This is a genomic window from Alteromonas sp. G4i35 (assembly GCF_054960375.1).
Genome location: NZ_JBHNZD010000013.1, coordinates 83923 through 98579, shown reverse-complemented (window position 1 = coordinate 98579; position 14657 = coordinate 83923). Strand labels below are relative to the sequence as shown.

Below are 14657 nucleotides of genomic sequence, written 5' to 3'. Positions count from 1 at the left end.
TCTTTGCAGGTTCTCAACATGCAAGACATTCGAATGCAATTGCAACCCCATTTAGATCAACTGCACAAATCAACTAAATCTGAAACACTACTCGCGTCTAGAGATTTCACAAATGAAACCAGTCGAAACCTTGCAACAATGGCGCTGGCACTCATTTCGCTGTTGGTCGCCATGATTTCAGCGGCAATTGCTTGGATGAACCATGTTCAAAGTTCACGAACGAAGGCAGTTAAAGATGAAGCTGAGAGCGACTTAGTTGCCTTGAGAGAAGCAACGGATCGTGAACTGATCGAACTACAAATGAACACGCAGCGGCAAATTAATTCACTGACTGAGAGGCACGAAAACGATATTGTTCGCCTCACTCAAGATCATAAGGAAGAAGTAAGGCGTCTTGAGCAATTAAATTTAGACAAGGTTCAACATGCAGAGACAGCATTTGAAAATCTAATGGGAGAAACAGAAACACAAAATGGGCTGATATTTAAAAATCTAGCGGTCTCCATATATCTTCGCCGGTTCTTAGTGGAAGATGGTTACGATCGTTTTTTTAACGACTTAACGCTTACTTCAATTGATGAAACAGCAACGGTTCGGTGTGATCCAAGCATATTAAGAGAAGTGATTTCAATTCAAGAGCACGCAATTTCACGGTTTGAAAAAGTCAAAAACAAGCTAGAAGATGCTAAAATGCTGTATTACGAAGCATTACTAGATCTTGCATTTTATGAGGCTGAAATGTCGCGGTTTGGTATATTGAATGTCGATGCGACACAACGGATCAATGAAAACCTTGTAGCTTTTGAGCAGAATTTACTCTTTTGGTTAAACGAAGAACGAAGCGAATACAAAACACCAGAGCGGTTACCGCGTTTCATTTTTCGCGTAATCTGCATGGTAGACAGCTTGGTTTTTATCAGGGGATGTTTGAAACTTCACGAAATTTTTGAAGAAAAACCCGCTAAAGACGAAATATTATCACAAGTGTCTGCATTGCTGGTAGAAAACGATATGGCTACTGTAAGACAAATAACTGACGTAATAGAGTCAAAAGAATGTAGCTCTTTGTGGTCAAAATACACCAATTTCAAAGAAGAACGGCCAAAACTGTTCGAGTATTAACGATAGTCTGGGTTTGTTGGCACTAAAAGCACAATTTTCTCCGAATTAATCTTGCGTTACTGTAAACACATTAGCGTTGATAACAAGAGTATATCGACACATGCATTTGCGCGCAAGCGCATATGCGTTTATTAAGCATTACTCTGCTGCCTTGACTCTCCCCCAAAAAAATGTGCACATCTAATCGTAATTTTATGTCTGCAGCAGCATAGCGGATATTAGTTACTGAAGGTGATTTATGGCAAAGTAAAAGAAGGTGTATAGTTACACCGATGAGCTCAACCAATAGATAGTACCAAACAGCACAAAAAAGATAGGTTGATGCAATATGTAAACTGCTAAACTATGCCGTCCGAGAAGAGTCAACTTATTCGGAATATTCCATTTTGCAAACGGATCAAATCCGCTTTTCAAAACGTGCCCTATCGCTATACCAAACAATACAACACCTATCCATGGAAAAATTGCAACGTAATCGTTTGGAGAATGAGGTAGTGACAAACTCATCAGATTAAATGGCCATTTACTGGATACGAGGCCACTGTTAAACAACGTGACCGCAACAAAACCCAACAACAGCGCCAATATGGGTTTTCGAATCAACGGAACACACAAAACACTCGCTACAGCAATAAAATGCAATACGCCAAAGAATATCCAGTTTGCATTAAAAAAATAGTACGTAAAAAGCGATATTACCGCGGCCCAGAATGCTATGGAAAACAGCCGCAGTAAAAACATTTTTAGACTAAATTTTCGATAATTCCCGAGCACGAGCGACGCGCCTACACTCACGAAGAAGAGCGTCAATATTACATACCGAAACTCCCTCCACCCTTTTCCATTGGGGACATTCCAATCAACCCAACCAAAGAAACGAAGGTCGTAAGCAAAATGGAATACAACCATCAACACAATGGCTAACGTTCGTATTGCATCCAATGTGATATTGCGATTTTGCGCGGAATTCAACGTTGTTAACGGTGCTTATGTGGCTTATTATCACGGGTAGATGAATGCGAATGAATGACCTTCCATCCTTCATCAGTTCGGCGAAACAAATAGGTTTGAAATCCTTTTTTATCAAAAACTGCGCCGGTTTTGCGTACTTCTCCTGAAACATTTACTGTCGTAACTGCCCAAGCGAAGTCTCCTTCAACGTTTGTTTCGATATCTAGAATATCAATGGTCAATCGTTTCAATACCTCTTTTTCCGGCTCTACATGATTTTTGACCAAATCCTCTAACCCTTTATTCTGACCGCCTGACTCAATGTAACGCGCACCTACCTGGCCAAGATAATGTTGATAGAACGGCATACCGTTACCAGACTCCCACCCCTTTTCAATATCTTGGATCATTTCTAGTATCTCGGTTTCGTCGTTCGTTTGCTCAGACGCATAAATGTATGGTGATGTGGCTAAAAAAATAACAACGCAGCTTGCATAGAAAAGTTTCATCGTTTTGACCTTTTTATTTTAGTTTGGTGGGGAGTTAGTGAGACCAATGAATATGACTGATTTTCCACTGTCCATTGATCAGCGTTAAAAAGAGCGTTTCATTGCCTGTCCTATCAATATCTCGACCTTTATAGTTTCCAGAAGTGTGACTTCTTGAAATGGAGACAGCTGTATTACCATGCACACGAACATGATGCTCAATCGTCTTCGTGGTTACGGCAGATGAAAATTGCATGTCTGCTTGCAAATGATGTGCACGATATTCGTCGGCACTGCGCTCAATTCTGCCACCTTCCAAAATAAGGACATCATCGGCAAGTAAGCTCATGACTGTCTCTGCATTAGCCTCGGAGAGTGCTTTGTGGAATTGTTTTGCTATTATTCCTGCGTCGGAGTCTAGCCCTGAGAACATAGGACTATTACTGGTGTCGTTATGCGTTTTATCATGAGCATTAACACAGTTAGTTAACAGCAAAGGAAAGAGTATGATTGACAACAAGTAGATTTTTTTCATTTTGTGTTTCTTCAATAATTGGGGCCTACGGCGGTACTTAACACCACCGTCACCATTAAAATAGATATCCCTATACAAAGTTCGATTTGGATTGATTTTTGAAGCGTTCGAGGACTGGTTATGCCGGTTAAAAGCTGAGGAACCAATCGCAGTTTGTGTAACAACGCGATTAGAAAGATAGCACCAACAAACAACAGCTTAACAAGCAATACAAAGCCGTAGTTTGTGTCGAGCAAACTGCTAACAGAACGCACAAGTTGCCAAGCCAGTAGTAAACCAGCAATAATTAGCCCCCCAATGGGGTACATCGCCGATTTCCCAAATTTTGTCATGACATGGTGCAAATTGGGGGTAGAAAGCTCTACGCACGTCCTTGAAAGAGGCCAGAGTGAACCCACCCACGCGAGCGCAATAACGGCATGAGCAGCCAGGATAAATTTTAAACTAGGTTGTAACTGTTGAGTATGCCCAGTTAACGTAAATGTATACCCAAATCCTGCCAACGCAATAACAATGAAAATTCCAAGAGAGAGACTTGAAATAATGGCGGTTTTTCTAATTGAATGACCTAAATAGGTTAAATATAGTAGCGCACTTGCGAACAGCACTAGTCGACTTTTTGCAACATCTCCGAGCGTTGAATGCGCGACCATCTCTCGCATAATGGGGTCAAACATACCAGCGTATCCAGATTGAGCGAGCTGCCCAACCTGAAACAAAAAGTCAAAAGCACTAAAAATGATGCCAATGACCGCAAACAAACACATGTGCCTTGTTACCGTTGTTTGTAAGCTTGCGGGTAAAGTAAATTTGGTGTCAATATCAGTATTGGTAATGCACAAAATCCAACCACCACCAAGCAGCGCTGATACGCCGAGATAAACACCAAACTTTGAAATCAACAACCCCAACTGCCAAATGTCCATAGCGTCCTCTAATGGTTGCCGTGCGTGCTGTCGTGCTTTTTGTCGTTATGTTTCATCATTGAAGCATGCACCATAAAACTAAAAGCCCCTTCCATTTTGTGACCGTCCTGACCTAGCAACATCCAATTGACAGTGTATGTATCTACTGGTAATCCGGGTAATTCGTAACTAAAGGCACTAGCGAGTTCCGTACTTGGCTTAAACTCAAACGGAATGGTTTCCCCACTTTTCGATTGCAATGTGACTCTAGCCAACCTTACAGGCTTGGTAAAAACCAATGATAGTTCAGGTGGAGATGACATCAACATTGCATTATCCTTAGGCGTAGATGTCTTGAGTGTTGTGTGAGCAAAAGTTGAAAAACTTAAGGCTATCATGAGCATTGAAAAGAGTAGTTTCATTCAGAGTCTCCTTAGACTTGATGGGTTGTGGATGACGCAAATGCTTCAACAGTGATGGCATTTGGGTCAATGGAATAGTCGATCAACATGTCTTTAACGTCTTTCATCATCGCGCTGGGCCCACATAAAAAAAACAAACATTGATCTTTTGCATGATGCGCTTCTAGAAACGAGCGAAGTGGTAACTGGACATGTCCCGTCGCTCCAAACCATATATTCGAGGCCCTAGACACCACGGGACAATAGCTAAAGTTTGTGAGTGTGGTTTCTATATCCTTAAACCAGTTGTGATTGGCCAAATCTATTGGGTGACGAGCGCCATAAAAAAGCACTACTGATTGTGTTACCTGCAATCCGAACAGAAGCTCATCTATCATTGATTTAAGTGGTGCTATACCTGAACCGCCGCCGATTAACACAAACTCTTTTTTATGAAAATCATGTGGCAATGAAAAGCCGCCATAGGGCCCCTCAATCTCTAACACACTGCCAATACCGAGATTACCCAATACATGCGAACCGATCCCTGGTTTCAGCATGGAGGAAGGCGCTGGTTGCATTTTGATATTAAAAGTAAGGTAGCCTGCCCCTTCACAGCGGTTTGCAACTGAGTAGTAACGGGTGACACTCGGGTGAAAAAAACTTGATCTTTCGCTGTAAGGCCAAAATCGGCGGAAACGTCTAGGCAAGTCAGGAGGGCATCCTCGAGTTTTACCTTTAGATATCGAAAACTTGAAATAACAACCAGGTCGAAACACGAATGTCTCAGGGGAATGATATTTGAATTTCAACTCTTTAATAAAAGGTGTCAAAAACTCGTTATTGACCAACTCTGCAGATATCGTTTGAAGTAAAGTATTTGTGTCTACACGCACTATGCTTGTTTGGCCAACCACGCGCTGACAGGCTAGCCGATAGCCTGCTTTTAGCTGATCTGTTGATAATTGGTAGCGATCTGCAGTCAAGACTGGGTCCGTTGGCTTGATCACTACACGACAACGACCACACGTTCCGCTGCCACCACATTGCGATTCAATCGATATTTTATTTCGCTGTAAAATTGACAACAGATTATCAGTTACTCTGCCTTCGATGCGATGTTCAGCCTCTTTGTCATCGATGACAGTGAGCCACTTTTTCGTTCTTTGTGTTCCTGGTACGGCAGGTTTAGTCATCATGATTTGCAACAACCACGTCACACCTGTGATACTCATCACCAAAGTAAGCAGTGCAAAAAGCTTTATCCACCAATGATTAAATGACCCTGCATTTTGATAGTCCATGAAATGCAGCATCATTAACAGTGAAGTCCATTCACTATTTTCATTGAGCACCGCTACGATATCTCCCGATGAAGCACGTAAATATATATGAGTGCTGAACTCATCAAACACCGCTACTTTCCAAAGCGGTGATTTCTCTTTGGGTAGTTCAGAGAATGGAGGCTGCACAAGAGACACGTTCGTGATTGGCGAAGTGAATTGAAATTTACTGGTTACAAGCCGGCGAATGTCAACTTCATTTAAGTTAAACTGCTCTCCTGTTACCGCATCGTATAGTTCATATGTTTTCTCTTGTTCATGCTTAGAATATTCTGTCATGACTCTATAGACTGATTTCCCTAAGAGATTAACAAGCTCTATTGAAATCGCATTTGGTGACAACGCTAGAAGCTGTTTGATCGTCATTAGTTCTTCATCGTTCTCTGACAAATCCACACCGTTCTCTACGCGCTTTTCTATGGTCGGGGCTGAGTGCATTTGCCCTAACAACAATCCAGTAGACAACCAAATCAGTAATTGTACAGCCACTATCAGTGCGAGGTATTTATGCAAGAAACGACTAAACATGCTAAAGACATTTCCTCTTAGGATTTTTTATTGATCCTGGCAATAAATAAATGCCGAAAAAAACACCCAACAAGCTTAACGATGAGATGGTAATAAGGAGGGTATTGGCTACGTCTTCACCGTCTTGGTAGTCCATAATATGAATACGCCAAAACACGTCAAAAATATGCCAAGGAAGGTGTCGCACATATTCTATGTTTCCGGTATATCGGCTAACATAAACGACTGGAGCGAGCATGCCCTCAAATTTAACTTCCCATAGTGGTCGGCCGCGCCCTCCCACTACGTGATTTTCTGACGACAACAATTCTACACTTTCTACCGGGTAGCCGTTACGTAGTTGAGAAGCAGCGATTGCACCCGCGAGAACAGGATTGACGGGCTTTAGCTCATTACCTGTGATACTGTCAACACGTTTTATTTGGTCATTATCAACAACCTGATAAATGAGCCGACCTCGCTCAGAGCTAAGTAAAATGGAACTCGCCCCCGGATACATATTAATAATGTCATTAAATTCAACGCGCGTCGTCGCATTGCTTTCCAATGGCGCAGGCGACTCAATAAAATGGTCACCGTGAATGTAGTGGATATCAAACCAGACCATGTAAAGGCCGCTTAACGACCAAAACAACACCTGCCCGCCGACAAGCAGCATAAGCCAACGATGTGAACGGCGAACAGGTACTTTCATTACGCAACGACAGCCAGGTTCTTGAGCTGTTGTTTGCGCCACATTAAATAAATGGCAGGTAATATGAGTAGTGTCAGAATAATCGCACTAACCATTCCCCCCACCATCGGCGCCGCAATACGACTCATGACTTCGGACCCCGTACCAGAGCCATATAACACCGGCAGCAATCCAAAGATGATAGTGGCCGTTGTCATCATGACGGGACGAACACGCAATCCTGCACCGTGCAGTACTGCCTCGGTCAACATGTTGACGCTCGGTAAGGTACCCTCTTCTTTGCATTTATCCATCAGTGCCTGATATTCATGATTAAGATATACAAGCATAATGACTCCGATTTCTACAGCGACACCGGCCAGAGCAATGAAACCTACGCCCACGGCCACGGAGAAATTAAAGCCTTCGATGTACATAAGCCATATGCTACCAACCATCGACAATGGCAACGTTCCCATAATAATGGCTACTTCAATGAAGTTTCGGAAGTTGAGGTACAATAGAATAACGATGATAGCGAGCGTCAAAGGCACAACGTATGTGAGCTTCTCCTTTGCCCTTAACATATACTCGTATTGGCCAGACCAATTAATTGAATAGCCGGCGGGTAAAACGAGTTGTTCAGCAACAACTTGCTGCGCGTTAGCCACATACGTGCCTATGTCTACACCATCGATGTCAACATACACCCATCCATTGAGCCGCGCGTTTTCACTCTTGATACCCGGTGGTCCGTCTTCGATGTAGACGTCAGCAACATCAGCTAAGGCTATACGTTTTCCTTGTGGTGTCACTACAGGTAACAAAGAAAGCGACTCTGGAGAGCTTCGGTATGACTGCGGATAACGAATATTTACTGGATAGCGCTCCAGCCCTTCTACACTCTGTGTTACGTTAACACCGCCAATTGCACTAGAGACAATTTGCTGAACATCAGCGATATTGAGCCCATATCGGGCGGCTTTTTCGCGATCAATGTCGACTTTCAAGTAGCGACCGCCAGCGACGCGTTCAGAATACACTGAAGCCGTGCCATCGACGTCAGTTAATATTGACTCAATTTGTTGGCCGATTTTTTGAATTTCCATTAGATCGGGACCACCAATTTTAATCCCAACAGGGGTTTTAATTCCTGTGGCAAGCATGTCAATTCGGGTTTTTATTGGCATCACCCATGCGTTGGTTAAGCCCGGTAAATTGACCACTGCATCAAACTCTTTAATAAGGTCCTGCGTGGTCATCCCTTCTCGCCATTGTTCTTTGGGTTTCAATTGAATGAATGTCTCAATCATGGTCAGTGGCGCGGGGTCCGTCGCCGTATCCGCCCGCCCTACTTTGCCAAATACCGTTTCTACTTCTGGTACGGTTTTTATTAATTTGTTGGTCTGTTGAAGAAGCTCTCGTGCCTTCCCGATTGATATGCCGGCATAGGTGGTCGGCATATACATCAAATCGCCTTCGTCAAGCGGGGGAATAAATTCACTACCAATTTTATCAATTGGCCAAACCCCGATAGCCAAGACAATCAATGCTGCGACCATCGTTGACTTTGGAAAGCGCAAAACTGTCTTGAGCGTCGGTATGTATAAAAACGTTAAAAACTTGTTGACTGGGTTTTTGTGTTCAGGCAACACCTTTCCACGTACAAAATACCCCATTAAGACTGGGACCAGTGTAATCGCAAGTGCCGCTGATGCAGCCATTGCATATGTTTTCGTATAAGCAAGAGGGGAAAACATCCTCCCTTCCTGGGCCTCAAGCGTAAAAACAGGTACAAAACTAACCGTAATGATCAACAAACTGAAAAATAACGCAGGTCCAACTTCGACCGCAGAATCGATAACAACCTGCCAGCGATTTTCCTTGGTAAGAGGCGTCTTTTCCATGTGTTTGTGCATATTTTCAATCATAACGATCGCACCATCACTCATGGCGCCAATGGCAATAGCAATGCCGCCCAACGACATGATATTGGCATTGATACCTTGCATATACATAACGATTAGCGCGGTAATGATCCCAACAGGAATACTGATGATAGCGACGAGTGACGACCGAACATGAAAAAGAAAGGCGACACATACCAAAGCGACTACGATAAACTCTTCTAATAGTTTTGAAGCTAGGTTATCAACGGCCCTTTCAATTAATGCGGAACGGTCATAAACAGTGACCACCTCAACGCCATCAGGTAGTCCTTTTTTTAAGTCCTCTAGTTTTGCTTTGACGCCATCTATCGTTTTTTGAGCATTCTCGCCAAAACGCATCACGACAATACCGCCGACTGTTTCCCCTTCGCCGTTTAGCTCTGCTATACCGCGGCGCATTTGTGGACCGATATCTACAGTGGCAATATCCCTTATTAAAAGCGGTGTGCCATTGTCATTGACGCCAAGAGGAATAGTTTCGATATCCTTCTTATCAGAAATATACCCCGTAGCACGAACCATGTACTCAGCTTCTGCAAGCTCCACTACAGAGGCCCCAACTTCTTGATTCCCTCGCTTTATTGCCATCTGAATATGAGAAAGCGGTATACCGTAAGCGCGGAGTTTTTCAGGATCTACTTTCACTTGATACTGTTTCACCATACCCCCTAGCGCCGAGACTTCGGACACGCCAGGCACAGTTTGGAGCTCAAATTTCAAGAACCAGTCTTGCAAACTGCGTAATTGAGAAATATCGTGTTGGCCGGTTCTGTCGACCAATGCATACAGATAAACCCAACCAACGCCTGTGGCATCTGGACCTAATTGCGGCCTGGCGTTTTCAGGTAGATTGGGGGCAACTTGCGATAAATATTCAAGCACCCTGCTTCTTGCCCAATATAAGTCGGTATCATCATCAAAAATGATATAAACGTAGGAGTCACCGAAAAACGAATAACCTCGAACCGTTTGTGCACCCGGTACGGAAAGCATGGCGGTCGTTAGCGGGTACGTTACCTGATCTTCTACAACTTGTGGCGCTTGACCAGGATAACTCGTTTTGATTATCACTTGGACATCGGATAAATCTGGGATCGCATCTACTGGCGTATTTTTCATTGTAACTAAACCGCCACCGACTATGATGATGGTTGCGAGTAAAACAAAGAAGCGGTTTGAGACCGACCAACGTATGACTGCTTCTATCATTCGTGCGCTCCTTCATGTTGGCTGTTATCCATCGTTCCTTTATCAGATGCTTGTATATGTACTGTGGTAATAACGTACGCACCGTCTTGGGTTTTGGTAATTTCGATGTGCAGTCGCATACCAGCGGTAATGTCAGATAAATCAACCTCATTAGCGACGTTAAAATCCATTGTCATTGCAGGCCAATCCCACGCCTCAATAGGGTCATGTTCAAGGCTTAACTGGTTGCTAGCACTCATCACTGCATTGACCGTTGCTTGAGTCCACACAGCGTCGACAGCGGTACTTGTTTCACTACTTGCCTCTTCAACAACATGAATGGTAGAAACAAGATATTCGCCACTTGAGGATTTTGAAATTTCAATATGCGCAAGCGTTCCAGAGGCCAAATCAGACAAGGTAATGTTATCTGCCACGTTAAAATCCATCGTCATCGCGGGCCAATCCCACTCTTTTATAGCGGGATGATCGACATTTATCATTCGATGCCCATCCATTACAGAATTAATCTTGACTTCAGTCCAAACGCTTTCAGACATAGTCGCCTGTGTACTTTGTGCTGAATCGATAATGTGCACGGTTGTCACCACATATTGACCATCAGTTTGCTTACTGATCTCGATATGTGCCGATGAACCACCTTTGACCGTTGCTAAATTGATATGCTCCGCTACCACAAAATCCATGGTCATCGGCGGCCAATCCCATTCTGGAATTGGACCATGTTTTGCAGTTATCATGTTGTGAGAAGGCATCACGTCTGTGATCATCACCTCTGTGAAGACCGATGTTGGACTTTCTTCAGGGGGTTCCATTCGCTTAAAGTCAGAGCTAATACTGCTCTCTGAATCAAGCATAAATTGAGCGGAGGTGACAATGCTGTCACCATCGATCAGTCCTTCAAGTACTTCTGTAAACTCGTCAACCACTCGCCCAATTTTGATTGCAACTGATTTAAATTTTCCATCTCCCAATGCCAATACAACGCGATTTTGATTGCCTGTTCGAATAACCGCTTCGGTTGGCACGATCAAGTTGGTCGAATCCATATCAGAGTGGATAGTCACTTGAGCGAACATGTTCGGCTTTAACGTATAATCTTGATTAGCAAAGCGAAGACGCACACGCAGTGTGCGGGTACTCTGTTCAAGGGTTGGGTAGACGTAGTCTACAACGCCTTGCCACGTCTTTCCGGGGAGGAAATCTAATTTCATAGTAACAGGCAGCCCTTCCACTATTTGGGCGGTTTGTCGCTCAAATACCTCTGCATCAACCCAAACCTCATCCAATGCACCAATCGACATGACTGTAACGCCAGGTTTTATAAAGAAACCTTCTCGAATGTTTAAATTATCTACGAATCCGGTTTGGGGCGCGGAAAAGGTAACGGTTTGCTGAACATTTTTTGTTTTTGTTAACGTCTCCACGACGTCTTCAGGCACTTGCAATGCATTTAAGCGAGAACGAGCAGCTACGATCAGATCTTTGTTGTTTCTGCGCATAGCAAGCAGCAATTCTTCTTGTGCATTCACTAACTCAGGCGAGTATAGAGAGTAAAGTGGTTCCCCTTTTTTAACATATTCTCCAGATGCTTTTACATGCAGTGTTTCTATCCAGCCTTCAACGCGAGGATGCACATGGATTAATGTTTCTTCGTTGTATTGAACGTACCCGACAGTTCTAATAGGGACATGCAGCGCGCGGCGCTGCACTTTCGCAGTTCGAACACCAAGATTGTTCTCCACATTTGGCGCTATAGTAATTGTTCCTGGGCCCGCATCACCACTTGAACTTTCTTCGTAGACAGGAATGAGATCCATGCCCATCGGAGACTTTCCTGGTTCGTCTCTGCGGTAATTTGGGTCCATCGGCGCAACCCAATACAACGGTTGCTTCTCTTCGTTTTGCTCATTATTCGCGGTGGATGATGAAGATGGTATCAGAAACGTGAATGCCAACGCAGTCATAATACCGCCTGCTACCCCGCCTATGACGAGTGCTTTAATTGTGCTCATTGTTGTTCTCCGATTTGAGACAAAGGAATACCTGCGTTGGTATCAAAGTAATAATTGAGTTGAATTTTTGTTTTGACCAAATCCACACTGATATCCAGTGCGTCAATTCTGGCATTAAGATCCGCAATACGAGCACGCACTACCTCAGCAAAGTCTCCTTCGTCGTTGGTATAAGCATTGAGCGATGCCTCAGCTTGCTCTTGCATTTGCTCTAACAATTCGAGTTCGTACAGCGCTTGTCGCTCCATTAATCGCTCATTTTCCGCATATAAAGACTGGATGTATGACATCATTTCTCTGAGGACTAAGCGCTTGTCGGTTTTAATGGCTTCAGATAGGCTTACGGCAGCCGAAACCTCTTGGTCTTGGCGGTTTTCTGTAAAAAGAGGTACATCGAAACTTACACCCATCGATAAAAAATCTGCTCGACTTGTACCGTCGGGCGTGTCGTCTCTGTAGGCGTAACTAGCGTTAACCCCCCATTGTGGCTTGTATTTTTCTTTGGCAAGGTCAATACCGGTTTGGCTGGCGCGAATTCTTTGCTCTATCGAGAGGATCAAAGGGTGTTGATTGAGAACCATTGCAAGCGATTGTTGATCTCTGCGCTCAAGTATTGTTCTCATATTCTGCCCCATGTTTTTGATCTCAGGTAGGGCATGCGGCAACGTTAATCGAGAAAAGGCATCAAATCCCGATTGACTTGGATAATTTTGATCTCTAACTAGCCACTCTAGAAGCTTCCCTGTGGCTCTTTCTTCTAATGCTCGTAGTTTAGTAAGTCGGTCTTCCAACCTTGTTAATTCCAACTTTGCACGAACGATATCTTGCTGATTTACGCGTCCAAAGGCAGTTGAATAATTTGCCTTTGCGATATCGCTGAGCTGTTCAAATAACGCTTTATCTTCATCAATTAGCTTTACACTTTGCTGCGCCCGATATATTTCTAACCATAAGTTTGATACTTGAACGCGTGCTTTGGCCACTCGGTCGGCTCTCATCAGGGGATGCTCTGCTGCTTGCTCCCGCAATTGACGAGACCTTATGGCTAACGAATCACCACGAGGAAACATCTGTGACACACCTACTTTTAGCTGAGTCATGGGCTCTTGATCAAACGCAAAACCATCAGTGGGTACATTTGCTAAACCGATGTTGACAACGGGGTCTGGTAGGCTCGAGGCGACGACACTACTGGACAATGTGGCACGTTCACGATGTGCACTGCTAACGAGCCATGGATCATTTTCTACCGCTATTTCTACTGCACGTTTGAGCGTTAATTTTTCATTCGCGATAGCGGGAGAGACCATCGAGAACGAGAACGCTCCCCAAATAGAAACAAAAAGACAAAACCGGTTCATTAGAATTGCTCCTCATAGGTGTTGACTTCAGCAAAGGTCGTAACTGAACCATCTACATTGAGTTGCAATACAAGGTAAGGTTGGAATCGTTCGTCAACTTCCATGCCCGGCGATCCAATTGGCATGGCTGGAACGCTCAACCCTAAAACCCCTTCAGGAGGGTTTTCTAAAAATTGTTGGATGTATTTTGCGGGTATGTGCCCCTCAAATACAAACCCGTCCTGAGAAAGAGCAGTATGGCAGGAGCGATACTGGGGTTCGATGCCATGTTTATCTTTAACTCTGGACATTAGCGCGACATTTGTCACATCTGTTTCAAAACCATGTTCTTCAATATGTCGTACCCATTTTTGACAACATCTACATGTTCTACTTTTGTAGACATCCAATGTAATTTTCGGGGCCTGTGTTGCAGACTTTGCATCATTATTTGCTTGCAGGACATCACTGCACGCCGTTAAAAAGAGGACTACAGAAACCAGAGCCCAAAACGGTATATTTTTTTTCATAAACAACTCTCACATATATTGAATTTCGCACGCTTCACGATGGAAACATCACGTGCAGTAACTGTTAGTCTTTACATCGACTAACCTGATTACACGAGAGAGTATTTTGGGGGGCGTAAATGTATAGCGATAAAGACTTTATGCAGCCTTGCTTGTCTGGTTAGGACTGGGGTGTTCAACAGTTTTGATGTTTCGAGATTCGCCCCAGCCAACATGCCGAGCTGAAAGGCAGCCATGGGACAACAGCAATCTTGATTGCAACAATTCTCTGATACATCATGTGTTGAGTGGTCCATGTGATGACCGATTCTGTTATCTATTTCATGCACCATATCGCTTGCACATGGCACAGCTACACTCGCGAAAGACCCGCTTACTTGCACGCTCAACAAAGCGATAACAACGAGGTATTTGACGAATGAAAGTTTCACTTAAACCTGACTCCTTTAATGAAACGCGTTTTCACGGATTAGCTACGGCAATGAGAATATCAAATGGCCCTGACAGACAGATTACCTTGACATTACAATTTTGTAATCATGAGCGATATTGATAGCGAAAGTGTATTTTTAGTTGAATATTTGCGACTTCGAGCTACGATGTGGTGCGCTCATTAGTATATTGAATACTCTGTTGGTGGCTGGCATACGTTTTATTATTAGTATACT

The 14657-nt window shown here is 43.7% G+C and carries 12 protein-coding genes; 1 reads left to right on the top strand and 11 read right to left on the bottom strand.

Annotation, left to right across the window (positions count from 1 at the left end; genetic code table 11):
* The first annotated feature begins 18 nt into the window (after positions 1 to 18).
* Positions 19 to 1122, top strand: coding sequence for a hypothetical protein (locus ACFI6L_RS10135; protein WP_462573922.1), 1104 nt, complete (start codon positions 19 to 21; stop codon positions 1120 to 1122).
* Between the two features lie 264 nt (positions 1123 to 1386).
* Here ACFI6L_RS10135 and ACFI6L_RS10130 read toward each other — a convergent pair whose 3' ends face one another.
* Genes ACFI6L_RS10130 through ACFI6L_RS10080 form a run of 11 tightly spaced genes read right to left on the bottom strand, consistent with a single transcriptional unit; the run spans position 1387 to position 13989 of the window.
* A complete protein-coding gene (locus tag ACFI6L_RS10130) occupies positions 1387 to 2064 on the bottom strand; it encodes a heparan-alpha-glucosaminide N-acetyltransferase (protein WP_342290165.1) in 678 nt (225 codons plus the stop codon).
* Positions 2065 to 2099: 35 nt separating this feature from the next.
* Complete coding sequence (locus tag ACFI6L_RS10125; protein WP_012516840.1) at positions 2100 to 2582, bottom strand: YybH family protein; 483 nt, start codon at positions 2580 to 2582, stop codon at positions 2100 to 2102.
* A gap of 34 nt (positions 2583 to 2616) precedes the next feature.
* Positions 2617 to 3078: a YybH family protein gene (locus ACFI6L_RS10120; RefSeq protein ID WP_242514749.1), complete on the bottom strand. Its 462-nt coding sequence runs from the start codon at positions 3076 to 3078 to the stop codon at positions 2617 to 2619.
* A gap of 29 nt (positions 3079 to 3107) precedes the next feature.
* Entirely contained in the window at positions 3108 to 4022 is a 915-nt protein-coding gene (locus ACFI6L_RS10115) for a copper resistance D family protein (RefSeq protein ID WP_014996992.1), read from the bottom strand.
* An 8-nt stretch (positions 4023 to 4030) separates the two neighbouring features.
* Entirely contained in the window at positions 4031 to 4423 is a 393-nt protein-coding gene (locus tag ACFI6L_RS10110; RefSeq protein ID WP_014996991.1) for a copper resistance CopC family protein, read from the bottom strand.
* 11 nt (positions 4424 to 4434) lie between these two features.
* A complete protein-coding gene (locus tag ACFI6L_RS10105) occupies positions 4435 to 6273 on the bottom strand; it encodes a 2Fe-2S iron-sulfur cluster-binding protein (protein ID WP_462573920.1) in 1839 nt (612 codons plus the stop codon).
* A gap of 1 nt (position 6274) precedes the next feature.
* Complete coding sequence (locus ACFI6L_RS10100) at positions 6275 to 6967, bottom strand: peptidase (RefSeq protein WP_014996989.1); 693 nt, start codon at positions 6965 to 6967, stop codon at positions 6275 to 6277.
* Positions 6967 to 10104: an efflux RND transporter permease subunit gene (locus tag ACFI6L_RS10095; protein ID WP_014996988.1), complete on the bottom strand. Its 3138-nt coding sequence runs from the start codon at positions 10102 to 10104 to the stop codon at positions 6967 to 6969. The genes ACFI6L_RS10100 and ACFI6L_RS10095 overlap by 1 nt, the downstream gene beginning before the upstream one ends.
* A complete protein-coding gene (locus ACFI6L_RS10090; protein WP_014996987.1) occupies positions 10101 to 12119 on the bottom strand; it encodes an efflux RND transporter periplasmic adaptor subunit in 2019 nt (672 codons plus the stop codon). The genes ACFI6L_RS10095 and ACFI6L_RS10090 overlap by 4 nt, the downstream gene beginning before the upstream one ends.
* Positions 12116 to 13480: a TolC family protein gene (locus ACFI6L_RS10085; RefSeq protein WP_014996986.1), complete on the bottom strand. Its 1365-nt coding sequence runs from the start codon at positions 13478 to 13480 to the stop codon at positions 12116 to 12118. Before ACFI6L_RS10085 ends, ACFI6L_RS10090 begins: the two co-directional genes overlap by 4 nt.
* Positions 13480 to 13989, bottom strand: coding sequence for a DUF411 domain-containing protein (locus ACFI6L_RS10080; protein WP_049587499.1), 510 nt, complete (start codon positions 13987 to 13989; stop codon positions 13480 to 13482). The genes ACFI6L_RS10085 and ACFI6L_RS10080 overlap by 1 nt, the downstream gene beginning before the upstream one ends.
* Positions 13990 to 14657: the final 668 nt, after the last annotated feature.